The 26,038-nt window shown below is 45.3% G+C and carries 25 protein-coding genes and 2 riboswitches; of the genes, 18 read left to right on the top strand and 7 right to left on the bottom strand.

Annotated features, from left to right (window positions below):
• Nucleotides 1-31: 31 nt before the first annotated feature.
• From BGM23_RS18640 to BGM23_RS18610, 7 genes are all read right to left on the bottom strand, one after another.
• A complete protein-coding gene (locus BGM23_RS18640) occupies nt 32-190 on the bottom strand; it encodes a hypothetical protein (protein ID WP_019712789.1) in 159 nt (52 codons plus the stop codon).
• Between the two features lie 189 nt (nt 191-379).
• Nucleotides 380-589 carry a cold-shock protein gene (locus tag BGM23_RS18635; RefSeq protein WP_003234008.1) on the bottom strand — a complete coding sequence of 70 codons (210 nt, stop codon included), beginning with the start codon at nt 587-589 and terminating at the stop codon, nt 380-382.
• An 82-nt stretch (nt 590-671) separates the two neighbouring features.
• Nucleotides 672-1,487: an alpha/beta fold hydrolase gene (locus BGM23_RS18630; protein WP_019712790.1), complete on the bottom strand. Its 816-nt coding sequence runs from the start codon at nt 1,485-1,487 to the stop codon at nt 672-674.
• 12 nt (nt 1,488-1,499) lie between these two features.
• Nucleotides 1,500-2,489, bottom strand: a complete 990-nt coding sequence (locus tag BGM23_RS18625) for a DUF4003 domain-containing protein (RefSeq protein WP_026009853.1) — start codon at nt 2,487-2,489, stop codon at nt 1,500-1,502.
• A 98-nt stretch (nt 2,490-2,587) separates the two neighbouring features.
• Complete coding sequence (gene cotA, locus BGM23_RS18620; protein WP_014479048.1) at nt 2,588-4,129, bottom strand: outer spore coat copper-dependent laccase CotA; 1,542 nt, start codon at nt 4,127-4,129, stop codon at nt 2,588-2,590.
• Between the two features lie 151 nt (nt 4,130-4,280).
• On the bottom strand, nt 4,281-5,690 hold the full coding sequence (gene gabP / locus BGM23_RS18615) for a GABA permease (RefSeq protein WP_014479049.1): 1,410 nt from the start codon (nt 5,688-5,690) through the stop codon (nt 4,281-4,283).
• Nucleotides 5,691-5,727: 37 nt separating this feature from the next.
• A complete protein-coding gene (locus BGM23_RS18610) occupies nt 5,728-6,015 on the bottom strand; it encodes a hypothetical protein (protein ID WP_032722969.1) in 288 nt (95 codons plus the stop codon).
• Between the two features lie 73 nt (nt 6,016-6,088).
• Here BGM23_RS18610 and mneS point away from each other — a divergent pair, with 73 nt between their 5' ends.
• The 18 genes from mneS to purF all read left to right on the top strand — a co-directional run bounded on the left by mneS (nt 6,089) and on the right by purF (nt 25,992).
• Nucleotides 6,089-6,961 carry a manganese transporter MneS gene (mneS, locus tag BGM23_RS18605; protein WP_015382984.1) on the top strand — a complete coding sequence of 291 codons (873 nt, stop codon included), beginning with the start codon at nt 6,089-6,091 and terminating at the stop codon, nt 6,959-6,961.
• 349 nt (nt 6,962-7,310) lie between these two features.
• On the top strand, nt 7,311-8,273 hold the full coding sequence (locus tag BGM23_RS18600; protein ID WP_003233978.1) for an AAA family ATPase: 963 nt from the start codon (nt 7,311-7,313) through the stop codon (nt 8,271-8,273).
• Nucleotides 8,273-9,469, top strand: a complete 1,197-nt coding sequence (locus BGM23_RS18595) for a DUF58 domain-containing protein (protein WP_046664341.1) — start codon at nt 8,273-8,275, stop codon at nt 9,467-9,469. Before BGM23_RS18600 ends, BGM23_RS18595 begins: the two co-directional genes overlap by 1 nt.
• A 21-nt stretch (nt 9,470-9,490) precedes the next feature.
• Nucleotides 9,491-11,698, top strand: a complete 2,208-nt coding sequence (locus BGM23_RS18590) for a DUF4129 domain-containing transglutaminase family protein (RefSeq protein ID WP_003233974.1) — start codon at nt 9,491-9,493, stop codon at nt 11,696-11,698.
• A 162-nt stretch (nt 11,699-11,860) separates the two neighbouring features.
• Complete coding sequence (guaA, locus tag BGM23_RS18585) at nt 11,861-13,402, top strand: glutamine-hydrolyzing GMP synthase (RefSeq protein WP_003233970.1); 1,542 nt, start codon at nt 11,861-11,863, stop codon at nt 13,400-13,402.
• Between the two features lie 143 nt (nt 13,403-13,545).
• Nucleotides 13,546-13,647: riboswitch (purine riboswitch) on the top strand.
• 135 nt (nt 13,648-13,782) lie between these two features.
• Nucleotides 13,783-15,105, top strand: a complete 1,323-nt coding sequence (gene pbuG / locus BGM23_RS18580; protein WP_053581897.1) for a hypoxanthine/guanine permease PbuG — start codon at nt 13,783-13,785, stop codon at nt 15,103-15,105.
• Between the two features lie 210 nt (nt 15,106-15,315).
• On the top strand, nt 15,316-16,119 hold the full coding sequence (locus BGM23_RS18575) for a hypothetical protein (RefSeq protein ID WP_046664340.1): 804 nt from the start codon (nt 15,316-15,318) through the stop codon (nt 16,117-16,119).
• Nucleotides 16,120-16,277: 158 nt separating this feature from the next.
• The gene (locus BGM23_RS18570) at nt 16,278-16,445 is read left to right on the top strand and encodes a Fur-regulated basic protein FbpA (RefSeq protein WP_003244066.1); all 168 of its coding nucleotides are present in this window, start codon (nt 16,278-16,280) and stop codon (nt 16,443-16,445) included.
• Nucleotides 16,446-16,658: 213 nt separating this feature from the next.
• Nucleotides 16,659-17,213, top strand: a complete 555-nt coding sequence (locus BGM23_RS18565) for a DUF2179 domain-containing protein (RefSeq protein ID WP_015482896.1) — start codon at nt 16,659-16,661, stop codon at nt 17,211-17,213.
• On the top strand, nt 17,213-17,410 hold the full coding sequence (locus BGM23_RS18560; RefSeq protein ID WP_003219403.1) for an NETI motif-containing protein: 198 nt from the start codon (nt 17,213-17,215) through the stop codon (nt 17,408-17,410). Before BGM23_RS18565 ends, BGM23_RS18560 begins: the two co-directional genes overlap by 1 nt.
• 79 nt (nt 17,411-17,489) lie before the next feature.
• A riboswitch (purine riboswitch) is annotated at nt 17,490-17,591 on the top strand.
• 141 nt (nt 17,592-17,732) lie between these two features.
• Nucleotides 17,733-18,221, top strand: coding sequence for a 5-(carboxyamino)imidazole ribonucleotide mutase (gene purE / locus BGM23_RS18555; protein WP_003244134.1), 489 nt, complete (start codon nt 17,733-17,735; stop codon nt 18,219-18,221).
• Nucleotides 18,214-19,356: a 5-(carboxyamino)imidazole ribonucleotide synthase gene (gene purK / locus BGM23_RS18550; protein WP_009966735.1), complete on the top strand. Its 1,143-nt coding sequence runs from the start codon at nt 18,214-18,216 to the stop codon at nt 19,354-19,356. Before purE ends, purK begins: the two co-directional genes overlap by 8 nt.
• A complete protein-coding gene (gene purB, locus BGM23_RS18545; protein WP_015715438.1) occupies nt 19,353-20,648 on the top strand; it encodes an adenylosuccinate lyase in 1,296 nt (431 codons plus the stop codon). Before purK ends, purB begins: the two co-directional genes overlap by 4 nt.
• Before the next feature lie 73 nt (nt 20,649-20,721).
• Nucleotides 20,722-21,447 (top strand): phosphoribosylaminoimidazolesuccinocarboxamide synthase, encoded by a 726-nt coding sequence (gene purC, locus BGM23_RS18540; RefSeq protein ID WP_015715439.1) that lies wholly within the window; start codon nt 20,722-20,724, stop codon nt 21,445-21,447.
• Nucleotides 21,440-21,694 carry a phosphoribosylformylglycinamidine synthase subunit PurS gene (gene purS, locus BGM23_RS18535; RefSeq protein WP_003219409.1) on the top strand — a complete coding sequence of 85 codons (255 nt, stop codon included), beginning with the start codon at nt 21,440-21,442 and terminating at the stop codon, nt 21,692-21,694. Before purC ends, purS begins: the two co-directional genes overlap by 8 nt.
• Nucleotides 21,691-22,374: a phosphoribosylformylglycinamidine synthase subunit PurQ gene (gene purQ, locus BGM23_RS18530; protein WP_015715440.1), complete on the top strand. Its 684-nt coding sequence runs from the start codon at nt 21,691-21,693 to the stop codon at nt 22,372-22,374. Before purS ends, purQ begins: the two co-directional genes overlap by 4 nt.
• Complete coding sequence (purL, locus tag BGM23_RS18525) at nt 22,358-24,586, top strand: phosphoribosylformylglycinamidine synthase subunit PurL (RefSeq protein WP_015715441.1); 2,229 nt, start codon at nt 22,358-22,360, stop codon at nt 24,584-24,586. Before purQ ends, purL begins: the two co-directional genes overlap by 17 nt.
• Entirely contained in the window at nt 24,562-25,992 is a 1,431-nt protein-coding gene (gene purF, locus BGM23_RS18520) for an amidophosphoribosyltransferase (RefSeq protein WP_003233947.1), read from the top strand. The genes purL and purF overlap by 25 nt, the downstream gene beginning before the upstream one ends.
• Nucleotides 25,993-26,038: the final 46 nt, after the last annotated feature.

The raw sequence follows: 26,038 nt of genomic DNA, 5'->3' as shown, positions 1-26,038 counted from the left end.
AAAACCACTCGGCATGAGCTGAGTGGCTTTTTTAATGGATGAGGTGCAGAGCTAATGATCCGAGCCATTTAACGATATGAATCAGAGGTACCGACAAAAACAGAAGTTCAACATATGAGTTCATTGCAACATTCAGCTTTTTGAACGCAGCTCTTTTTTTCAAGTCTTTTTGCTGCTGGTTTGAGATCACGTTATCACTCCTCTTATATCCATATTATACCATTAAAACAGACAAAAAAGCCCTAAACGTTTACAGTTTTGGGCTTCTTTCTTCGTATTTGGCCTCTTGCAATGAGAGGTTTTTATTCTGAAATATAGAATTTTGTCTCCGTTCGGAGTTTGTTTGCTTGCAGGAGACTGCATTTGTTATAGGGAAGAACTAGCTTGTTTTCGTTTGGCTGTTGTTTTGGAGATTCACTAATGAACGGATGCCGTCGACCATTTTACTTCCGCACAAAGGGCACAATGGCGTATCACTGCTGGCGAAGTTTTTTCGGGTCCAGCCATTACAGTCTTCTTTTGTGCATTCCCAAGTACTCACATCTTCTTTTGGCAGCGGTTCTTGATTTCGTTTGTTATAGTAAGACATAAAGTCACTTCTTCCCTCATGTATTTTACTGCACATTTCTTATTGTCTCATACTTTTCCCTAATCTCCTAATTCCTTTTTCTTTATGACTTTCCAATAACCCCATCTAAAAAGGAGAGGAGTGTGCTGTTAAAAGCATCTGGCTCTTCTAAAAACGGGCAATGGCTGCTTTTAGGAAAGGTAACGAGTGTCGCGTTTGGAATATTGCTCCGCAAGTGTTCCCCAGCTGCTGTAGAGAAAAATTTCTTGTCTTCCCCGAAGCACATCAATGTCGGCACATTGATGTTTTGGAGGGTGCCCCGGTAATCAGCGGCCGTTTGGTTAAATAAAATCGTGCTAGAAATGGCAGCCGGCTGTTTGAGGATTTCTGCCAGCATCCATTCTGTTTCGGTCTCGGCAGGCGGTTCTGCGAACATATTTTGGATGAAGCTTTCGTAGAAAGGCAGCGGGTCAGTTTGAATGGCGTGCATCGCTGTTTTTAAGCCGTCAAAATCAAATGGACCGTGTTCCCAGCCCTCCCATTGATAGTCGGAAGCGGATTGATCGATGATCACAGCGGCTTGAATATTATCATTCCCAAATTGATTGAGATAATCCCATACGACAAAAGCGCCCATTGACCAGCCGGCAAGAACGACATGGTCAAGCTCCATTGCATTTAGAAATTCCCTTATGTCACGTGCATATTGGGAAATGGTGTGGCCGTGAAGCACTTTGTCAGATTCGCCGTGTCCTCTAAGATCAAGACGAATACATTGATAATTGGCAGAAAGTGCCGAAAATTGTTTGTGGAAAAATTGTCCGCTCATCAGCACCCCATGTATAAACAGGATCGGCGTCCCTCTCCCGTGTGTTTCATAGTAAAGGCGTGTCTGATCTTCTAATGTGATGTATGGCATGTTTCTCCTCCTTTAGTTTCCATCATGAGTATGGCTGGCTGCTGTTGAGCTGATGATGACAGCTGTCGCGGCTGCCTGCTGCGCTTGAATGGCTGTTTCGATAGCGGTGTATAGTCCTGATTCCATCAGCAGATTTTTCTCCATATGCTCACTGAGATAGAGGCTGACAGCAATTTTAAAATTCATTTCCTTTTGCCATTTAAAAGCTTTTTCCTGGTTTAATTCGTCAGTGATGCACAAAACCGTTTTGATATCTGGCTCTTCCAGAAATGTGAGGAGAGCAAGGTCTGGATAATGATAATCCTTTGGTTTTTTGACAGATTCAGTGATCGATTGATATATCTGTTTGCAAGCGGAAACAAGCATTTCGGGCTCTTTTTCACTTTGCAAGGCCAGAATATGGCTGACCTGATGTAAGTACTGTCCTTTTTTAAAGCCGTTGGCTGCCAGCAGCTGATAGCATGTTTCCGCCTTCTGTAGCGCCTGCAAACCTTTTTCGTTTTCTCCAAGCAGTATGGCAAGCGGAACATTCTGAGTTGAAGTGAGGAAATAATGATTTTTCTTCATCTGCTGATAAACTGCTAGCCCCATGTTCATCTGTTCTTTTTGGTTTGTCGTTTCAGATTTGCCGGTGAGCAAGATCAGAGCGGAAAGGTATGTGAACATATCCCGCTTATATCCTAGCTTCACCATTTCATTGTATACATCGATGAAAGTATGAAATGTTTGTTTTGCCTTATGCTGAAAATGAATGTCCAGAATAGATGCAACAGTAAAGCGGTGGTGTGAATTGAGTGTTGAGAAGCTGCCGATGTTTGATTTGATATAGCTGCTCAAATCATAAAAGCGCTGAAAATCAAACTCTCTTTTATTCACAATATATGCAGAAGAAATGAGCATTAATATCTGATCGTGTGAAACTTTCCATTTTAATTTTGATTTTAATTCAGCATAAATGGAAATGTATTGCTTTATTTTTTCATGTAGGTCGTGTGTCAGCATAAAAAGCAGCTCCTTTTTGCTGTTTTTACGTAATACGATAAATAGGGCCAAAGGTTTCACAAAGAAAAAACTTGCCTGCTAGAGGCAAGTTTGTCGGGTTATTTATGGGGATCAGTTATATCCATCGGTCTCATCATGTCATAGTCTTCATGCTCTAGAATATGGCAATGCCATACGTATCGTCCGCTGTACGGACCGAATGTCGCCGCGATTCTCAGGACTTCACCTGCATGCGCTTGAATGGTGTCTTTCCAGCCCTTTTCACTTGGCGGCGGCGGGACAGCCGGACCGGTATAGGACAATTCCCCGCTTTCTTGATAACGGGCGATATCAAACGGCCGACGGTCTAATACACGGAAGGAGACTAGATGCAGGTGAATCGGATGTGTTCCGCGTGTCGGGTTGATAATGGACCATATTTCAGTTGTGCCCACTTTTGGTGCTTCTGTGACGGGATCGTGCCAGCGTTTGTTATTAAGCAGAAGGACGGGTCTGCCGTATTCGTCCTGGGTGCCTGCCAGTTTTAACGTTCTGATGTTTTGTATTCTTTCATGCTGTACCGAAGGGTATGAGGCGAGGTACTTCGGCTTTCTGCTTTCGTCTTTTTGTGCCAATGGTTTTGTGACTCTGAATTGCATGATATTCGCATCTGTTTCAGGATTGACGTCACCGCCGCAGCCCGCGCTGTTTGCCAAAATGATTGATTCTCCTTCATATGCTGTGAAGTCAATGATGATATCATAACGTTCAGCAGGCGCAAGGCTGAAAGAATTCAGTTTAACAGATCGCGGCAGGAGCCCTCCATCTGAACCAATCTGAATAAACTCTCCGCCATTATCGAGTGACAGGTTATAGGTTCTTGTATTGGAGGCGTTGATGACACGGAATCGGTATTTCCTTGGCTCGACTTCCAAGTATGGCCATACCTTCCCGTTGACGAGTATGGTTTCTCCGCAAAAAGCCGGAACGATTGAAGGATTAGGCAGTGACGGAGAAGGGTTTTCCGGTGCGCTCGGATAAAACAAAGAACCATCCTCATTGATCGTGCGGTCTGTGATAAGAAGCGGCACATCGTATTCGTCTGAAGGCAGTTTTAAGCGTTTTTCCTTTGGGTCATGAATGATATAAGCACCGACAAGTCCGGCATAGACATTTAGCCTGGTGAGCGCCATGGCGTGATCGTGATACCACAATATAGCCCCGCGCTGCTGGTTCGGATAATGATAAACCTCTCTTTTGAAATAAGGTCCTGTTTGTTCAAAGTCTTTGGAAAACCAAGCCTCCGGATACCCGTCACTATCATCTGGCGTGACGCCGCCGTGTAAATGAACAACAGTCTTTACCTCGGGCTCTTCATGCTGGCTGTCACTGTGATGAATGGTATGATCAATCGGAAGGAAATGCGTGGAAGGAAGGTTATTCATCCATTTTACATATACGTTTTCATTTCTTTTAACCTCAATGGTCGGTCCCGGAAATAAGCCGTTGTAGCCCCACAGGCGGGTTGGAGGGAGATCGCGATGGAGCTGATGAGTGCATTCCTCCATGGTGACTTCGTAGTATGTTTTTTCTTTTGATTGCTGTACTGGCTTTAGTGTATCTGGGATTGGGAGAGCATCCACAAATTTTTCAAGTGTCATTTTCATCTGTCCTTATCTAAATTTTCCAAATTGGTACTATAGTTAATGACAATAAGGACGTGATGGTTACAAAAAATCTTCGTGTTGCAGACTGCCCGAGAAAGAAAATAACAAAATCCTAAACGGCAGTCCGTTTAGGATTTGATCAGCATTAAGGCAGGATATCGGGTTGCTGCTGTGTGACTGGGTTGGCAGCCGCTTTCTCGCTCACCTTGCGTTTTCTGAACACAAGGTAAGAAATCAAAACGATTCCCGTAATGACGCCTGTCAGCAGCAGCTCGTCTCTCATGGAATCAATAAACGCCATGGACACTAAAATTCCGCAAATGGCGAGGATGGTCAAGTAGGTTAGGAAAGGGAAGAGCCACATTTTGATCTTCAATGCTTCTGGGTTTGTTTTTTCGAGTTTTTTCCGCATTTTCAGCTGGGAAACGGCGATGACAAGATAGACGAGTAAAGCGATTGCGCCTGATGAGTTGACTAAGAATAAAAAGACGGTATCCGGTGAAAAATAGTTCATTACGACCGCGATATAAGAGAAAAATGTCCCGGCCACAATGGCTTGTACGGGAACGCCTTTTTTGCTCAATTTCATAAAACGGCGCGGCGCTTCGTTTCTTTCTGCAAGTGAATACAGCATTCTGGATGTGGTATACAAACCTGAATTCAGGCAAGAGAGTACGGCTGTGAGGACGATAAAGTTCATAATCTGTGCGGCTGCGGGCACTCCTATATGCTCAAGTACAGCGACGAAAGGGCTTTCTAAAATATTTGCTGAATTCCATGGCAACAGCGCCACGACAATGGCGATTGAGCCCACGTAAAAGACGATGATGCGCCATACAACGGATCTGGTGGCTTTTGTCACAGATTCGATCGGGTTGGATGTTTCCCCTGCTGCAATGGCAACGATTTCAGTTCCCATAAAAGAGAAGATGACAACGACAATGCCGAGCAATACGGAGCTGATGCCCTCCGGGAAAAATCCGCCTTTGCCTGTAAGATTCGAAAAACCGACTGGCTCACTGCCCGGTGCAAAGCCAAAAATAAAGGCAAAACCAACGATTAGAAAAGCAATGATAGTCACAACTTTAATGAGGGAGAACCAATATTCAAACTCACCGAAAGACTTAACAGAGTAGACGTTTGTCAGGGTGAGCACAATGGTCAAGATCAAACTTGTCAGCCACAGCGGAATATCATGGAACCAGTATTGAATAATGCCAGCACCGGCAATGGCTTCGATCGCTATGACGATCACCCAGAAAAACCAGTACAGCCAGCCGATTGTAAATCCTGCCCACGGTCCGATGGCGTCGTGAGCGTATTGAGAAAACGATCCGCTCGTCGGGTTTACGGCAGACATCTCACCGAGCATTCTCATAATAAAAATCACCAATAATCCGGCTAACGCGTAAGAAACAACGGCACCCGGACCGGTCGAGTGAATCACTGAACCGCTGCCTACAAATAGGCCGGCTCCGATTACACCGGCAATCGAAATCATTGTCATATGGCGGGTCTTTAATTCCTTTTTTAATCCTGATTGAGACTGGTTCATAAGTTACCTCCTTTTAAAATGCAATCATTACTGAATATTATGATAATTGAAACTCTATCATAAATATACAGTTTGTCGAAAATTCGTGTAAGAAAATATACCAGCTTATTTCAAATTTGTAGTGTTTTGTTTGCGCTTTCAGCGAATGTGTGGAAAAAATGTTTCGTTTTTTATTCGCTGTGTAATTTTGTGTACTATTTACAATTCGATAGAATGCGAGAAGCGCTGGTGTCATTGGATTTGATGGGCTTTTTGGCGGAGCAAATAAATTGGATGGGAGAAAAAGTGTTCCATCATCACTATTTTTCTGTGGCGGGTGAATCATGTTTCTGTAGACCCACTGCGGTTCAGCTTTGTAAGATAATAATAGGAAAATGTGAGCGGGGAGGAGGTTTTGTATGGAGAGATATGATGAACTGAAAAAGGGAGAATCCGGAGCGCTGGTCAGCATTGCCGCGTATCTAGTTCTTTCCGCAATTAAACTGATCATCGGTTATCTTTTTCACTCGGAAGCACTTACGGCAGACGGGTTAAATAACACAACTGACATTATTGCTTCTGTTGCTGTGCTGATTGGCCTGCGCATCTCTCAAAAGCCTCCTGACGAAGATCATCCATACGGCCACTTTCGAGCGGAAACGATTGCATCGCTTATCGCATCGTTTATTATGATGGTTGTCGGACTGCAAGTGCTGTTCAGCGCGGGAGAATCTATTTTTTCTGCTAAACAAGAGACGCCGGATATGATTGCGGCTTGGACGGCAGCGGGCGGGGCAGTCCTGATGCTGATCGTTTATCGGTACAATAAAAGGCTGGCCAAAAAGGTGAAGAGCCAGGCGCTCCTTGCTGCGGCTGCTGATAATAAATCAGACGCATTCGTCAGTATCGGCACATTTATCGGCATTGTGGCTGCTCAATTCCATCTTGCTTGGATTGATACGGTCACTGCGTTTGTGATCGGTCTGCTTATTTGCAAGACCGCATGGGATATTTTTAAAGAGTCATCTCACTCTTTGACAGATGGATTCGACATAAAGGACATTTCCGCTTATAAACAGACAATCGAAAAAATCTCCGGTGTGAGCCGTTTAAAAGACATAAAAGCAAGATACTTGGGCAGCACGGTTCATGTTGATGTGGTGGTTGAGGTATCAGCAGATTTAAATATTACGGAAAGCCACGATATAGCCAATGAAATTGAGCGGAGAATGAAGGAGGAGCATGCGATTGATTATTCGCATGTTCATATGGAGCCTTTAGAACACAAATAATTGAGCTTCCTGCCACAGGAAGCTTCAGCGTGTCGACAAACCCTCGCATTCGTTGTCAGGTCTGCGCTTCGGTGCTCACGAATTAGAACATTCGCTCCGCTCCTATGCTCGTCCTTCCTAGACTTCAAGGGTTTTCAATCACGCTGAAAAGATGACAAAACCCTAAAATGAAAGCCATTTTAGGATTTTGTCAACAATCTGGAGCTTCCTGTCACAGGAAGCTTTTTTGTGTGTTTTGGCCAGCTTTATTGGAAACAATTTGCTAGAATCGTTTTTTTATACAGATTGCTTTTTGTGGTAAAGTTAGGTTACATTATGATGAATTTTGTAGATGACTAGGAGGAAAAGAATGGCATATCAAGAAGACCTGCATCCTTTGCTGGGGAAAGCAGTTGAACATATTAATAGAGTAATGGTTGGAAAACGAGACATCGCCATACTCAGCTTAGCAGCCCTTCTTGCCAAAGGGCATGTGCTGCTTGAGGATGTACCCGGAGTCGGAAAAACGATGATGGTCCGCGCGCTGGCAAAGTCAATCGGCGCCGATTTCAAAAGAATCCAATTCACTCCGGATTTGCTGCCATCTGATGTAACAGGGGTATCTATCTATAATGCGAAAACGATGGAGTTTGAATATCGTCCCGGCCCAATTATGGGAAATATCGTGCTGGCAGATGAAATCAACCGTACCTCTCCGAAGACACAGTCGGCTTTGCTCGAAGCGATGGAAGAGGGGAGCGTCACGGTAGATGGCCATACGATGCAGCTTGCCGATCCGTTTTTTGTGATGGCAACGCAAAACCCGGTCGAATATGAAGGGACCTATCCTTTGCCGGAAGCTCAGCTTGACCGTTTTTTATTCAAACTTCGGATGGGTTATCCGTCCTTTAATGAAGAGCTTGACGTCTTATCTCTTCAGGAAAAAAGCCATCCGATTGAGACGCTTGAGCCGGTTATTGCAAAAGAAGACTTCATCTGTTTACAGAGGGAAGTGCAAAATGTCCGTGCTGATGACAGCATTAAGGAATATATCGTTGAAATTGTGCAGAAAACGAGACAGCATCCTTCTGTTCAATTAGGCGTCAGTCCGCGCGGCTCAATCGCCCTCATGAAAGCGGCACAGGCATACGCGCTGCTGCATCATCGCGACTATGTCATACCGGATGATATTCAATATTTAGCTCCTTTCACGCTGCCGCACCGGATGATGCTTCATCCTGAGGCAAAATTTGAAGGGATTCAGGCAGAAGCGATCGTAAGGGAGATCATGTCAGCTGTGAAGGTGCCGGTTCAAAGGTCGTCGGTCCGCTGATGAATAAGAAATGGCAATGGCTCATATATGGTTGGAAGCTGATTATATTAACTTTATTGACGGCTGCTGTTTTTTCTTATGCGATGTTTCAGGGCGGCTTTGTCAGCTGGTTTTTGTTTTACGCGTTTCTCCCTTTTGTCTTGTATGCCGGGCTGTTGGCCTTGTATCCGCTCCGTTCTTTTCAGGCTTCAAGGCAAATGGATAAAACACAATTGCATGCGGGGGACAGGCTGGGCGTAACGGTTACGCTGAGAAGAAAGCTGCCATTTCCGCTGATGTATATGGTGATTGAAGATTGCCTGCCAGAAGGTATCGAGTCATTAAATCGAGACGGAGCCGCGGCCAAACGGCTCGTTTTTCCTTGGTTTAAACGGAGCATGACGATGTCGTATGAATTAGCTCGGGTACCGCGCGGAGAGCATCACTTTCATTCTGTCAGGGTGCGAACCGGGGATGTTCTTGGCTTAATTGAAAAAACTGCATTTTTTGAGCTGGATGATACCCTGTTTGTTTATCCATTCTATCAGCGTTTTTCCTATCAGGTGAATGAGAGGCATCAGGAAGACGGTGTAAGCGGTTCTTCTCCAATTCATCAGCACCATTCCTCAGTCGCAGCAAGTGTGCGGAATTATCAGCCGGGAGACCGGTTTGCTGCGTTAGATTGGAAGACATCTGCACGGCGGAGCCAGCTGATGACGAAGGAATTTGAGCCTTCTCGCAGCAAAAATCTGTTTCTGCTGATGGACCGTTTTTCCTCAGACGCATTCGAAGAGGTCGTTTCAGTGACAGCTTCGATTCTTCATTCTGTTTTAAAAAACGGCGCGGGTGCTGGCTTGGCTTCCATCGGAAAGGAAAAAAACATTTTCCCTATTCAGGAAGGGGATCAGCATTTTAAGCACATGCTTCGGCATTTAGCCATCGCTCATTGTGATGCGGCAGACCCGATAAGCCGATATGCACGGGAAGAGCTGGGAAAGCCATCTGTTCGCCAAGCTGATCAAGTTGTTGTCACGGGACAGTTAACGGAAGATATGCTGCACCTCGCAGAAATAGGAGGCGGCCGGGTTACGGTGATACTGGCAAAAGAGAAAGATGCTGAGCTCTCTCAAGCTGAAAATGTCATGATTGAACGCATGATGAAACGCCAAATCAGAGTTCGGGTCATGAGGGGCGGGCGAGTTTCGCGTGTTGTTTAGAAAGAGAGGTGACTGGTTCACATGCCGCACGATGATCACAAGGGAAGCCGTTTGAGCTTGCTGTTATTTTATTTTCTGGCTTTTTTATTGCTGTGGGAGTGGCTCAGGCCGCTTGACAGTTTTACTGAAACGAAACATACAGGCTTTTTTAGTATCTTTATCGGCTTGACGTTTCTGCTGACTTTTTTCAGGATGAGGTGGTTTGTCACCGTTCCTTTTTGTGTCATATTTACATTGGTCTCGATACACATCCTGTTTTATCAAGGATCTATATTCGACTTGAGCTGGGTCAGCTCTTTTTTGCAGGATGTCTATCTGAATATCACGCTGATTCAATCAGGGCAATGGAATGACATGATTCCTTCATTTCGGACCCTGCTGTTTTTTGTGCTACTGTGGCTGCTGGTCTATCTCCTGCATTATTGGGTGATTTACCAGAGAAGAATTTTGTTTTTCTTTTTGATGACAGTAGCGTATATTACGATTCTTGATACCTTTACGCCATATGATGCCACTTTTGCCGTCATCCGTATCGTGCTGATCGGCTTCTTTATGCTGGGCCTTTTATACTTGGAACGCATTAAGCTGATGGAAAGAATCACACTGCCAAAAACATCTGTCCTGAAATGGTTTCTTCCTTTATCTGTATTGGTTTTGGCTGCAACGGGATTCGGACTCGCCGCTCCAAAATCAGAGCCGGCCTGGCCTGATCCGGTGCCTTTTCTTAAAAAAATCACTCATCAAGACCGCGTGTCTGCAGGGGAAAGCAAAATCGGATACGGGAATCATGATGAATCACTCGGCGGCCCGTTCCAGCAGGATGCTACACCTGTTTTTACATGGCAGGGAAAAGAGCGTACGTATTTCCGTGTGGAAACGAAGGACACGTATACCGGAAAAGGCTGGATTGAAACAGACACAGGCATGTCGTATCAGCTTAGCAATGGAAAAGTTGAAAATCTGTGGTTTGACCATAAGGTTGCGACAGAGCGCCGCACCGTCCGTGTAAAAGTCGATAAGCACTACGGGTATAACCATCTGATGTATCCGATTGGTGCGGAAACCATTCAGCCAAAGCAGGCTGTCTCACTTGAAATGAACGGCAACACGGAGCAAATTTCTCCGATCAGTGAACAAGCCGGTGAAATCAGAAATATGGGAAATTATACTGTAACGTACAATTCCCCGGTCTATAAGCTGGATGAACTGAGAAAGGTAAAAGTGAGAAAAAACAGTGAGGAGTACACATTCAGCGATCGCTACATGCAGCTTCCAGATTCACTGCCAGAGCGGGTGAGAACCCTTGCGATCAAACTGACTCAGGATCACGACAATATGTTTGATAAGGTGAAAGCGGTTGAGGACTATTTAGGGTCAAATGCGTTCACATATGAAACAGAAAACGTGACCATTCCTAAGAATGATGAAGATTATGTCGATCAATTTCTCTTTGAAACGAAAATGGGTTATTGTGATAACTTTTCTTCCGCCATGGTGGTGCTCTTGCGCTCGGCCGGGATTCCGGCCCGCTGGGTAAAGGGTTATACGTCCGGCGAATACAAAGAAGCAGGAAACAAAAATGGCAACATCTACGAAGTGACAAATAACAATGCCCATTCCTGGGTAGAGGTGTATTTCCCGGAACAGGGCTGGGTTACATTTGAGCCGACTAAAGGGTTTACAAATCCGGCTGAATTTACTTCTTCTGAAACAAAGGACTCTGGCAGCGATAACAGCAGCTCGCCGAAGAAAGCAAAACAGAAAGAAGAGAAAAAACAGCCGCAAAAAGAGGAAAAACAAAAGGAAAAGCGGGAGCCAGCTGTTTCTAAAAAGCCGTCCGCTTCGCATACCAATGCCGGTGCGGGCTTGTATGCAGCGCTTGCGGTTCTTGCAGTCCTCCTGGTGGCAGCTGTATTGCTGTATGTTTTCCGCTCGTTATGGATTCCTGTTTTCGCCGTGAGGAAATTGAAGCGGCGCAGCGATCAGCACGCGTTTTTTGAGGCATATGGCGCGCTGCTGAAACAACTGAAGAGAAAAGGACTGCCGAAACGAGACAGTGAAACGCTGCGTGATTATGCAAAACGAATCGATGAAAAATACGACATAGAAGACATGTCAAAGCTGACATTAAGCTATGAAAGGGCGCTTTACAGAAATGAAGATTCTTCGGCGCTATGGAATGATTCGAGAGAGTTATGGGAAAATTTAATTAAAAGAAGATGGTCTTGACCGCTTATCGACGTGTTGTTAGAATTAGTGAATATTATCGGAGTCTGGGAGCGAGTTGGCCTGACTCCGGCAAACGGCCTTGCCAAAGAGGGCGGAGCGAGCTTCATATCTGTCCTCGTTTTTTTCTGTGTCAAAAAACTTAGAGGAGATTAGGTGACAACCATGACAAAGTTAGTGAATGAAATGATTCTTGTCCTTGATTTCGGCAGTCAGTATAACCAGCTGATTACACGCCGTATCCGTGAATTCGGTGTTTACAGCGAGCTGCATCCACATACATTGACGGCTGAAGAAATTAAAAAAATGAATCCAAAAGGAATTATTTTATCCGGCGGTCCAAACAGTGTGTATGATGAAAACTCTTTCCGCTGTGACGAGAAAATCTTCGAGCTTGATATTCCTGTTTTGGGAATTTGCTACGGCATGCAGCTGATGACTCATTACCTTGGCGGTAAAGTTGAAGCGGCAAGCCAGCGTGAATACGGAAAAGCAAACATCCGCATCGAAGGCACACCTGATTTGTTCAAAGATCTTCCAAACGAACAAGTGGTTTGGATGAGCCACGGCGATTTGGTTGTAGAAGTTCCTGAAGGCTTCACTGTTGACGCGACAAGCCATCATTGCCCGAACTCAGCGATGAGCAAAGCGGACAAAAAATGGTATGGCGTTCAGTTCCACCCGGAAGTGCGCCACTCTGAATACGGCAATGATCTTCTGAAAAACTTTGTATTCGGTGTTTGCGAATGCGAAGGCGAATGGTCAATGGAGAACTTTATCGAAATCGAAATGCAAAAAATCCGTGAAACGGTCGGAGACAAACAGGTTCTTTGCGCGCTAAGCGGCGGCGTTGATTCCTCTGTTGTTGCTGTTTTGATTCATAAAGCGATCGGCGACCAGCTGACTTGTATCTTTGTAGACCATGGTCTTCTCCGTAAAGGCGAAGCTGAGGGTGTTATGAAAACATTCAGCGAAGGCTTTAACATGAATGTGATTAAAGTAGACGCAAAAGATCGATTCTTAAACAAACTAAAAGGCGTTTCTGATCCTGAGCAAAAACGCAAAATCATCGGTAATGAATTCATTTACGTGTTTGATGATGAAGCGGACAAGCTCAAAGGCATCGACTACCTTGCACAAGGTACGCTTTACACAGATATCATCGAGAGCGGTACAGCAACGGCACAAACGATCAAATCTCACCACAATGTCGGCGGACTTCCTGAAGACATGCAGTTTGAGCTGATCGAGCCGTTAAACACGCTTTTCAAAGACGAAGTGCGCGCGCTTGGCACAGAGCTCGGCATTCCGGATGAAATCGTATGGCGTCAGCCGTTCCCAGGACCGGGACTCGGAATCCGTGTTCTTGGCGAAGTAACAGAAGAAAAACTTGAAATCGTTCGTGAATCAGATGCAATCTTGCGTGAGGAAATTGCAAATCACGGCTTAGAGCGTGATATCTGGCAATACTTCACTGTTCTACCTGACATCCGCAGCGTTGGTGTTATGGGTGACGCAAGAACATATGATTACACAATCGGAATCCGCGCCGTTACATCAATCGACGGCATGACATCTGACTGGGCGCGTATCCCGTGGGATGTGCTTGAAGTTATTTCGACACGTATCGTAAACGAAGTGAAGCACATTAACCGCGTGGTGTACGATATTACAAGTAAGCCGCCTGCGACGATTGAGTGGGAATAAGAATCAATTAATGGAAACCATCTTTTTGGCAATTTTGCCGGGAAGATGGTTTTATTTGTTTATTACGAACAAAATCCGATTTTGTGTGACTATTGTTCGCTTTTTGTATTGTTTTTTCAAAATGAAGTTGGTACAATAGACACAGAAATCAAATAAGATGAATTCGTATAATCGCGGGAATATGGCTCGCAAGTCTCTACCAAGCTACCGTAAATGGCTTGACTACGTAAACATTTCTTTCGTTTGATATAAATAAAACACGTTTATTTATTCGAACTGAAATCTGTCTGTAGTCAAGCGTCCCAAAATGTATTGGGGCGTTTTTTATTTGGCGTTTTCAGGACAGAATAAATAGCAAAGAGTGAAGGGAGTCAAATAGCTTGAAAACGTTTTTTCAGTTTGATGAGCTGGGCACCAGCTATCGCAATGAAATCATTGGCGGATTAACGACTTTTTTATCTATGGCATATATTTTGTTCGTCAATCCGATTACGCTTGCTTTGGAGAGCGTGAAAGATTTTCCGGAGGCGCTGAGAATTGACCAGGGTGCGGTCTTTACGGCGACAGCGCTGGCGTCTGCAGCAGGCTGTATCTTAATGGGATTAATAGCGAGATATCCGATTGCCATTGCGCCTGGTATGGGGCTGAACGCGTTTTTTGCGTTTTCTGTTGTCCTTGGTATGGGTATTTCATGGCAGGCAGCTTTGTCCGGTGTTTTTATTTCAGGTCTTATTTTCGTTGCTCTTTCTTTAACAGGTTTTCGTGAAAAAATCATCAACGCCATTCCGCCTGAGCTGAAATTGGCAGTCGGTGCGGGGATCGGCCTGTTTATTACATTCGTTGGCTTACAAGGCTCAGGAATCATTACTGCAAATCCTTCTACGCTCGTCACGATCGGAAACATTCACAGCGGACCTGTGCTGTTAACGATTTTCGGTGTGATTGTCACGGTTATTTTAATGGTGCTTCGCGTGAACGCAGGCGTGTTTATCGGGATGCTATTAACAGCGGTAGCCGGCATGATTTTCGGTTTGGTTCCGGTTCCGACTCAAATTATAGGCAGTGTGCCAAGCCTTGCGCCGACTTTCGGACAAGCGTGGATTCACCTCCCGGATATTTTCTCTGTACAAATGCTGATCGTTATTTTAACATTCTTGTTTGTCGGATTTTTTGATACAGCTGGTACACTTGTTGCTGTGGCAACACAAGCTGGTTTAATGAGGGAAAACAAATTGCCGCGTGCGGGCCGTGCGCTTTTAGCTGATTCATCTTCTATTGTGATCGGTGCCGTGCTTGGTACGTCTACAACAACTTCTTACGTGGAATCAAGCTCAGGTGTCGCTGCGGGTGCCCGTTCAGGATTTGCCGCAATTGTAACAGGGATTCTCTTTTTACTGGCTACGTTTTTCTCTCCGCTTCTATCAGTCGTTACGTCAAATGTAACAGCGCCGGCGCTTATTATTGTGGGTGCATTGATGGTGGCGCCGCTTGGCAAAATCGCTTGGGATAAGTTCGAGGTGGCCGTTCCTGCTTTCCTTACCATGATCATGATGCCGTTAACGTACAGCATCGCGACTGGTATTGCCATCGGGTTTATTTTCTATCCGATTACAATGGTGTGCAAAGGAAAAGCCAAAGAGGTTCATCCAATCATGTACGGGCTGTTTATCGTATTTATCCTGTACTTTATCTTCTTAAAATAAGAATTGAAAAACCAGCTGCACCGGCAGCTGGTTTTTTTGTTGCAAAAGATAAAACCATTTCATACGATATACCGTCATGTAGATGTGCCGCCATGCTTTACTTAAATGGAAATGACTTGACTGTTCAGGAAGGCTTCGGTACCTTATATAAGTGTTTTATTTTCTTGCTGAATGGTATTCCGCCGTATTTTTTTGATAGGAGTTGCTGACATGACGGAAGAAAGAAAAGAAATGTTTGAAGAAGAAATTAACCAGAGTGAAAGAATAGATGCAGATGAAGAACCGCTATCGAGAATGTCCAGAAAGGCGAGCCGGCAAAGCAAGCAGAAGCAAAAACAAAAGCAGAAACCGCGCCAGGAACGCGGTGAATCAACTGTTAAAGACAAGCTTGCGTCTGTTTGGGCAGCCATCAACAGATATTGCGGTTTTGCGTTCTCGATTTTAAAATCTCCGGCGAAAACTGTCGTAACGGATGGTTTTTCTCATTATAAGTACGGTCTGATTTCAATGCTTATATTCAGTATCATTTTTTCAATTGGGAATTGGTTTCAGTTAAAGGCAAGCTGGAATCGGCCGCTCGGTTTCGGAGAACGCCATCATGCTTTCTATGACGGGTTTTTAGTTGTTCTTGTGTATTTGCTGATCTTTTTCGCGGTAATGGTCTTTGCTATATGGGCTGTCTCCCGCTATATGATGAAGCAGAAGGTGACGTTCAGAGAAGCGGCTGCCGTATTGGGTTCATTGCTTGTACCGGTAATTGCTGTTTCAATCCTTTGGCTGATCTTTGCGATCGTAAATATCCCAATGCTGACAGTACTGTTTACGGTGCTGATCTTGTTTTCCATCTTTTTTATCATCGCGCTGTATGTACAGCGTGTGTACCAGGCGGCACAAGATGCACCAATTGATTATATCTATTGTGTATTTGCAGTGGTTGCGATAGCGCTGCTGTTTACGGCAGTGACTTGGCCGTTTATTTCTGAATATTTTACGGCGTCGCTGATTCCGCTTTAATGAAAAAACCGGCTAATCCTAGCCGGTTTTTTTATGTCACACTTTTTACAAATATATCTAAAAAACATAGTTGATTTGTAGGATTAACCCGTGTATGATGGGGAAAATGCTGAAAACGTCCAGCGCAAAAACCTTTATGTTTAAGGAGGATGATGGACATGGCTGATGTGCTTCGCCGAGCAATTAACCAAAAGAAGCAATTTTTAAAAACCAAATTACTGCTCTCGGAATTTTATCAAGGAAGAGGGGAACAGCTTGCTGACTACACGCTGAGTGAGCTTGAGAAAGAATACAAGTCCCTTCAGAAAATGAAAAAAGAGATCTGACAATAGATATAAAGAGGTGAGTCTGCTGAAAAGCGGGCTTTTTTGTTTTGATTTTGAAAAGGCGAGAAAGAGGGTAAACTACTACTGTTCAACGCATAAAAGCATGTCGAAATATTTTGCTTAAGCTTACGGGCGAAGCTGATTGTAAACGGCTCATTTCTCTAGTAGAATATGAATGCTTTGTGCAAGCTGAAGAGTAGGGGGATGAATAAAATGATGCAAACCATCTTATCAAATGGGATAGCCATGGTTCTCATAATTCTCATTATTAATATTGTCTATGTGTCATTTTTTACGATAAGAATGATTTTAACGCTGAAAGGACAGCGTTATTTAGCGGCCGGCATCAGTACGATTGAAATACTGGTTTATGTGACAGGGCTGAGTCTGGTGCTCGATAACTTAGACCAGATTCAAAATGTGATCGCGTACGCGCTCGGTTACGGTCTTGGCGTAATTGTCGGCATGAAAATAGAAGAAAAATTGGCGCTTGGCTATATTATGGTCAATGTGATTACGAAGGAGCTCGATCTTGATCTTCCGAAGCAGCTCCGCGAAAAAGGCTACGGCGTGACAAATTGGGTGGCAGGCGGGCTTGAAGGCGACCGCACAGCCCTTCAGATCCTGACGCCGAGAAAATATGAACTCCAGCTATATGATACGATTAAAACACTTGATTCAAAAGCCTTTATTATTGCGTACGAACCAAAAACAATCCACGGCGGCTTCTGGGTCAAAGCAGTGAAGAAGAGGAGAATTAAAGAATAATGGCAAAGCCGAAGAAGAAAAAGTTTGAAGTGACAGAGCAGCAAACGATTGATGCGGTGCTTCAGCAAATGAAAGAAGAAGGATATCTGCCTGTAAGGCGAATGGAAGAGCCTATTTTTATGGAAAAAAAGGAAAATGGGTCAATTCAGATCGTTCCGTGCGGGAAAAAAATCGTATTTGAAGGGAAATTGATCTAAAACACGAACATTAGTAGAATGAATTTTTGTATCGTTCGATAATATCGTTGACATTATCCATGTCCGTTGTTAAGATAAACATGAAATCAAAACACGACCTCATATAATCTTGGGAATATGGCCCATAAGTTTCTACCCGGCAACCGTAAATTGCCGGACTATGCAGGAAAGTGATCGATAAAACTGACATGGATATATCGCAGAAGCGAACGACTGACGATACATGTACCATGCCCGGTTTGTATTGCTTCCTCATAAGTGCAATGCAGAGCGGGTATTTTTTATTTTCTGAAAACAAAAGCATTAGAAGGTGGGGAACAGAATGCAGCCGCTAGTAGGAATCATCATGGGAAGCACTTCCGATTGGGAGACAATGAAACACGCATGCGACATACTTGACGAACTCAATGTTCCGTACGAAAAAAAGGTCGTTTCCGCTCACCGGACGCCTGATTTCATGTTTGAATATGCTGAAACTGCTAGAGAAAGAGGCATCAAGGTGATTATTGCCGGTGCCGGAGGAGCGGCGCATCTGCCAGGGATGACGGCTGCGAAAACAACACTGCCAGTCATTGGAGTTCCGGTTCAGTCCAAGGCGCTGAACGGAATGGATTCACTTCTTTCCATCGTCCAAATGCCTGGAGGCGTGCCTGTTGCGACAACATCCATCGGCAAAGCGGGTGCTGTGAACGCAGGCCTGTTAGCGGCGCAAATTTTGTCAGCATTTGACGAAGACCTTGCCCGTAAGCTGGATGAGAGAAGAGAAAATACAAAACAGACAGTGTTAGAAAGCAGTGATCAGCTTGTCTAAACAAATCATCTATCCGGGAGCTGTAATCGGCATTATCGGCGGCGGCCAGCTTGGGAAAATGATGGCTGTGTCCGCCAAACAAATGGGGTATAAAGTCGCGGTCGTTGATCCGGTGAAAGATTCGCCGTGCGGGCAGGTTGCGGATGTCGAAATTACCGCTCATTATAATGACCGTGAAGCGATTCGAAAATTGGCTGAAATCAGCGATATCATCACATATGAGTTTGAAAACATCGACTATGATGCGCTGCATTGGCTAAAAGATCATGCGTATCTCCCGCAAGGAAGTGAGCTGCTGCTTATTACCCAAAACCGTGAAACAGAGAAAAAAGCAATTCAATCCGCGGGCTGTGAAGTCGCACCGTACAGCATCGTCAAAACAAAGAATGAATTGAAACAGGCAGTACAGGAGCTCAGGCTTCCGGCAGTGCTGAAAACATGCCGCGGCGGGTACGACGGCAAAGGCCAATTTGTGATAAAAGAAGAGGCGCAAATGGAGCAGGCAGCCGCTCTGTTAGAACACGGAACTTGCATTCTTGAAAGCTGGGTTTCTTTTAAAATGGAACTGTCGGTGATCGTCGTTAGATCGGTAAACGGTGAAATTTCAACATTTCCGACAGCTGAAAACATTCACCACAACAATATTCTTTTCCAAAGCATCGTGCCCGCACGGGTAGAGAAAGGGATTCAGCAGAAGGCTGCTGATCTCGCAGTTAAGCTTGCAGATGAGCTTAACCTTGTCGGACCGCTTGCTGTTGAGATGTTCCTGACAGAGGACGGAGAGCTTTTGGTCAATGAACTGGCGCCAAGACCGCACAATTCAGGGCATTATACGCTGGACCTTTGCGAGACGAGCCAGTTTGAGCAGCATATCAGAGCGGTATGCGGGCTTCCGCTTGGGAAGACAGATTTGCTGAAGCCGGGCATGATGGTGAATCTTCTCGGCGATGAAGTGAAGCTTGTTGAGGAAGACCCGGAGCTTTTAAAAGAGGCAAAGCTATATATATACGGAAAACATGAAATCAAAAAAGGCCGCAAAATGGGGCATATTACATTTATGAAGCAGCCTGAAGACGAATGGATTCAGGAGATCACAAATAAATGGATGAATAGAGACGGAGGACAAGCAGAATGATCGAACGTTATTCAAGACCTGAAATGTCCGCGATTTGGACGGATGAAAACAGATTTCAAGCATGGTTAGAGGTTGAAATTCTTGCCTGTGAAGCGTGGGCGGAGCTTGGCGTTATTCCAAAAGAAGACGTAAAGCTGATGCGCGAAAATGCGTCATTTGACATCAACCGCATTTTAGAAATCGAAAAGGACACGCGCCATGACGTTGTCGCTTTTACGCGCGCTGTATCCGAATCACTGGGCGAAGAAAGAAAATGGGTGCATTACGGCTTAACGTCAACTGACGTTGTTGATACGGCTCTTTCCTACTTATTAAAACAGGCAAACGATATTTTGCTCAAGGATCTTGAGAGATTTGTTGACATTATAAAAGAAAAAGCGAAAGAACATAAATACACAGTCATGATGGGGCGCACACACGGCGTACACGCTGAGCCTACAACATTCGGCTTAAAACTTGCGCTTTGGCATGAAGAAATGAAACGTAATCTTGAGCGCTTCAAACAAGCGAAAGCAGGCATCGAGGTTGGAAAGATTTCCGGTGCTGTCGGCACATATGCGAACATTGATCCATTTGTTGAACAATATGTCTGTGAGAAGCTCGGATTGAAAGCAGCACCGATTTCCACTCAAACCCTTCAGCGTGACCGCCATGCTGACTATATGGCAACACTTGCTTTGATCGCGACAAGCATCGAGAAATTCGCTGTGGAAATCCGCGGACTGCAAAAGAGTGAAACACGTGAAGTAGAGGAATTTTTCGCGAAAGGGCAAAAGGGTTCATCTGCAATGCCGCATAAACGAAATCCGATTGGCTCTGAAAACATGACAGGCATGGCGCGCGTGATCCGGGGCTACATGATGACAGCTTACGAAAATGTTCCATTATGGCATGAGCGCGATATTTCTCATTCTTCAGCAGAACGGATTATTCTTCCGGATGCGACAATTGCGCTGAACTACATGCTGAACCGCTTCTCCAACATCGTGAAGAACTTAACGGTCTTCCCGGAAAACATGAAGCGCAACATGGACCGCACTCTCGGCCTTATCTATTCTCAGCGTGTGCTGCTTGCTTTGATTGACACAGGCCTTACACGTGAAGAAGCCTATGATACAGTTCAGCCGAAAGCAATGGAAGCGTGGGAAAAACAAGTGCCGTTCCGCGAGCTTGTGGAAGCGGAAGAGAAAATCACGTCACGCCTTTCTCCGGAAAAAATTGCTGACTGCTTTGATTACAATTACCATCTGAAAAATGTTGATCTGATCTTTGAACGTTTAGGTTTAGCATAGAAGAAGCTTTTAGCGGCTTCTTCTAAGCCGCCGAAGTTTGAAAATTCCCAACATTCGGGTTAGGAGGCCTTCCGTGAATATTGTGAAGAATGAACTTTTATACGAAGGAAAAGCAAAAAAGATCTACAAAACCGATGACGAAAACACGCTGTATGTCGTGTATAAAGACTCCGCCACTGCCTTTAACGGCGAGAAAAAAGCAGAAATCAGCGGAAAAGGGCGCTTAAATAATGAAATTTCAAGCCTCATTTTCAAACACCTTCATGCTAAGGGCATTAACAATCATTTTATCGAGCGCATTTCGGAAACGGAGCAGCTCATTAAAAAGGTAACGATTGTGCCGCTTGAAGTCGTGGTAAGAAATGTTGTGGCAGGAAGCATGTCCAAACGTCTCGGCATTCCAGAAGGCACGGAGCTTGAGCAGCCGATTATCGAGTTTTACTACAAGGATGACGCGCTGGGTGATCCGCTCATCACAGAAGATCATATTTGGCTTTTGAAAGCAGCGACTCCTGAGCAGGTAGAAACCATTAAGTCCATTACAAAAACAGTAAATGAAGAGCTTCAAAGCATTTTCGGCGATTGTCATGTCAGATTAATAGATTTCAAGCTTGAATTCGGATTAGATGCAGAAGGGCAAGTGCTTTTGGCGGATGAAATTTCTCCTGACACATGCCGCTTGTGGGATAAAGACACGAACGAAAAGCTGGATAAAGATTTATTCAGACGCAATCTGGGAAGCTTAACCGACGCATACGAAGAGATTTTCAAAAGACTGGGAGGCATTCATCATGTATAAAGTAAAAGTTTATGTCAGCTTAAAAGAAAGTGTACTAGATCCACAAGGGAGCGCTGTCCAGCATGCCTTGCACAGTATGACTTACAACGAAGTTCAAGATGTGCGCATCGGGAAATACATGGAGCTTACCATTGAAAAATCTGACCGTGATCTTGACGTGCTAGTGAAAGAAATGTGCGAAAAACTTCTTGCGAACACAGTAATTGAAGATTACAGATACGAGGTTGAGGAGGTAGTCGCACAGTGAAATTTGCGGTGATTGTGTTACCCGGCTCCAACTGTGATATCGATATGTATCATGCTGTAAAGGATGAGCTCGGCCATGAAGTGGAATACGTCTGGCATGAGGAAACAAGTCTTGACGGCTTCGACGGCGTGTTAATTCCGGGAGGATTTTCTTACGGCGATTACTTAAGATGCGGCGCCATCGCCCGATTTGCGAATATTATGCCAGCTGTCAAACAAGCAGCGGCTGAAGGAAAACCTGTTCTTGGCGTCTGTAACGGATTCCAGATTTTACAGGAGCTTGGGCTGCTGCCAGGCGCAATGAGACGCAACAAAGATCTGAAGTTCATTTGCCGTCCGGTTGAATTGATTGTTCAGAACGACGAAACCTTATTCACAGCTTCCTACGAAAAGGGAGAATCGATTACAATCCCGGTTGCCCATGGTGAAGGGAATTTCTACTGTGATGACGAGACGCTTGCTTCATTAAAGGAAAACAATCAAATTGCTTTCACATACGGCTCTAATATTAATGGAAGTGTCAGCGACATTGCCGGTGTCGTGAATGAGAAAGGCAATGTATTAGGCATGATGCCTCACCCTGAGCGCGCGGTCGATGAACTGCTTGGAAGCGCCGACGGTCTTAAATTGTTCCAGTCTATCGTGAAAAATTGGAGGGAAACTCATGTCACTACTGCTTGAACCAAGTAAAGAACAAATAAAAGAAGAGAAACTGTATCAGCAAATGGGTGTCAGTGATGATGAGTTTGCATTGATAGAATCCATTCTTGGAAGATTGCCGAACTACACAGAAATCGGAATTTTTTCTGTCATGTGGTCTGAGCATTGCAGCTATAAAAACTCAAAGCCGATTCTGCGTAAATTCCCGACAAGCGGCGAGCGTGTGCTGCAGGGGCCGGGGGAAGGCGCCGGAATCGTTGATATCGGTGATAACCAAGCGGTTGTGTTCAAAATTGAATCACATAACCACCCATCAGCTCTAGAGCCTTACCAAGGCGCTGCGACTGGCGTAGGCGGAATTATCCGTGATGTATTCTCAATGGGTGCACGCCCAATCGCTGTATTGAACTCTCTTCGATTTGGTGAACTGACTTCACCCCGCGTGAAGTACTTGTTTGAAGAAGTAGTAGCGGGTATCGCCGGATACGGCAACTGTATCGGCATCCCGACAGTCGGCGGAGAGGTGCAGTTTGACAGCAGCTATGAAGGAAATCCGCTCGTCAACGCCATGTGCGTCGGTTTAATCAACCATGAAGACATCAAAAAAGGTCAGGCGAAGGGTGTCGGCAACACAGTAATGTACGTAGGAGCGAAAACAGGGCGTGATGGCATCCACGGCGCTACGTTTGCTTCTGAAGAAATGTCAGACTCGTCTGAAGAAAAGCGTTCTGCTGTCCAAGTCGGCGATCCGTTTATGGAGAAGCTTTTGCTTGAAGCATGTCTGGAAGTCATCCAATGCGACGCCTTAGTCGGCATTCAGGATATGGGAGCTGCCGGTTTAACAAGCTCAAGTGCAGAAATGGCAAGTAAAGCCGGTTCTGGCATTGAAATGAACCTTGACCTGATTCCTCAGCGCGAAACAGGCATGACCGCGTATGAAATGATGCTTTCTGAATCACAAGAACGGATGCTTTTGGTTATTGAGCGCGGACGTGAGCAGGAAATCATCGATATTTTTGACAAGTACGATCTTGAAGCGGTTTCTGTCGGACGTGTGACAGATGATAAAATGCTTCGCCTGACACACAAAGGAGAGGTTGTGTGCGAGCTGCCTGTTGATGCCTTGGCAGAAGAAGCACCGGTTTACCATAAGCCTTCTCAAGAGCCTGCTTACTATCGCGAGTTTTTGGAAACGGACGTTCCGGCTCCGCAAATTGAAGATGCGAATGAAACGCTGAAGGCCCTTCTTCAGCAGCCGACGATTGCGAGTAAAGAGTGGGTTTATGATCAGTATGACTACATGGTGCGCACGAATACAGTTGTCGCTCCTGGGTCTGATGCTGGTGTTCTCAGAATCCGCGGAACGAAAAAGGCGCTGGCGATGACGACAGACTGTAACGCGCGTTATCTCTATCTTGATCCTGAAGTCGGCGGAAAAATTGCTGTTGCTGAAGCGGCACGCAACATCATTTGTTCAGGCGCAGAACCGCTTGCGGTCACAGATAACCTTAACTTCGGAAACCCGGAGAAGCCGGAAATCTTCTGGCAGATCGAAAAAGCGGCAGACGGCATAAGCGAAGCATGCAATGTTCTCAGCACACCGGTTATTGGCGGTAACGTATCGCTTTATAACGAATCAAACGGCACGGCGATCTATCCGACACCAGTTATCGGCATGGTTGGCTTAATTGAAGATACAGCGCACATTACAACACAGCATTTCAAACAAGCAGGAGATCTCGTATACGTGATCGGCGAAACAAAACCAGAGTTTGCGGGAAGCGAGCTGCAAAAAATGACAGAAGGCCGTATTTACGGCAAAGCGCCGCAAATCGATCTTGATGTAGAGCTGTCTCGTCAAAAAGCACTGCTTGACGCGATTAAAAAAGGCTTCGTTCAATCTGCGCATGATGTGTCTGAAGGCGGCTTAGGCGTAGCGATTGCGGAAAGTGTCATGACGACGGAAAACCTTGGCGCTAATGTGACTGTAGAAGGGGAAGCGGCGTTATTATTCTCTGAATCTCAATCCCGCTTCGTCGTTTCAGTGAAAAAAGAACATCAAGCTGCGTTTGAAGCAACTGTCAAAGATGCGGTTCATATTGGTGAGGTAACAGCTGACGGAATTCTGGCGATTCAAAACCAAGACGGACAACAAATGATTCATGCGCAAACGAAAGAGCTTGAACGCGTATGGAAAGGAGCTATCCCATGCTTGCTGAAATCAAAGGCTTAAATGAAGAATGCGGCGTTTTTGGGATTTGGGGACATGAAGAAGCCCCGCAAATCACGTATTACGGTCTCCACAGCCTTCAGCACCGAGGACAGGAGGGTGCGGGCATCGTAGCGACTGATGGTGAAAAGCTGACGGCTCACAAAGGCCAAGGTCTGATCACTGAAGTATTTCAAAACGGCGAACTCAGCAAAGTAAAGGGAAAAGGCGCTATCGGGCACGTTCGGTACGCAACGGCTGGAGGCGGCGGATACGAAAATGTTCAGCCGCTCCTCTTCCGTTCCCAAAACAACGGCAGCCTGGCGCTTGCTCATAACGGAAATCTTGTCAATGCCACTCAGCTGAAGCAGCAGCTTGAAAATCAAGGGAGCATCTTTCAAACCTCTTCGGATACAGAGGTTTTGGCTCACCTGATCAAAAGAAGCGGACACTTCACGCTGAAGGATCAAATTAAAAACTCGCTTTCTATGCTGAAAGGCGCCTACGCGTTCCTGATCATGACCGAAACAGAAATGATTGTCGCACTTGATCCAAACGGGCTGAGACCGCTATCCATCGGCATGATGGGCGACGCTTATGTGGTCGCATCAGAAACATGCGCATTTGACGTCGTCGGCGCAACGTACCTTCGCGAGGTAGAGCCGGGAGAAATGCTGATCATTAATGATGAAGGCATGAAATCAGAGCGTTTTTCCATGAATATCAACCGTTCCATTTGCAGCATGGAGTACATTTATTTCTCCAGACCAGACAGCAATATTGACGGTATTAACGTACACAGTGCCCGTAAAAACCTTGGAAAAATGCTGGCTCAGGAATCCGCAGTTGAAGCTGACGTCGTAACCGGGGTTCCGGATTCCAGTATTTCAGCGGCGATCGGCTATGCAGAGGCAACAGGCATTCCGTATGAGCTCGGTTTAATCAAAAACCGCTATGTCGGCAGAACGTTTATTCAGCCGTCCCAGGCTCTGCGTGAGCAAGGCGTCAGAATGAAGCTGTCTGCGGTGCGCGGGGTTGTAGAAGGCAAACGCGTCGTGATGGTGGATGACTCTATCGTACGCGGAACAACTAGCCGCCGGATTGTCACGATGCTTAGAGAAGCGGGTGCGACAGAGGTGCATGTGAAAATCAGTTCACCGCCGATCGCTCATCCGTGCTTTTACGGCATTGATACTTCCACACATGAAGAATTAATCGCGTCTTCGCATTCTGTTGAAGAAATCCGTCAGGAAATCGGAGCCGATACCCTCTCATTTTTGAGTGTGGAAGGGCTGCTGAAAGGCATCGGCAGAAAATACGATGACTCGAATTGCGGACAGTGTCTCGCTTGCTTTACAGGAAAATATCCGACTGAAATTTACCAGGATACAGTGCTTCCTCACGTAAAAGAAGCAGTATTAACCAAATAAAACTTGAAAAATGACATAAAGGCAGCGCAGTTCGGCTGCCTTTCTC

The sequence above is a fragment of the Bacillus sp. FJAT-14266 genome, assembly GCF_001719225.1.
Taxonomy (GTDB): Bacteria; Bacillota; Bacilli; order Bacillales; family Bacillaceae; genus Bacillus; species Bacillus subtilis.
This window is presented reverse-complemented; position numbering and strand designations above follow the sequence as displayed.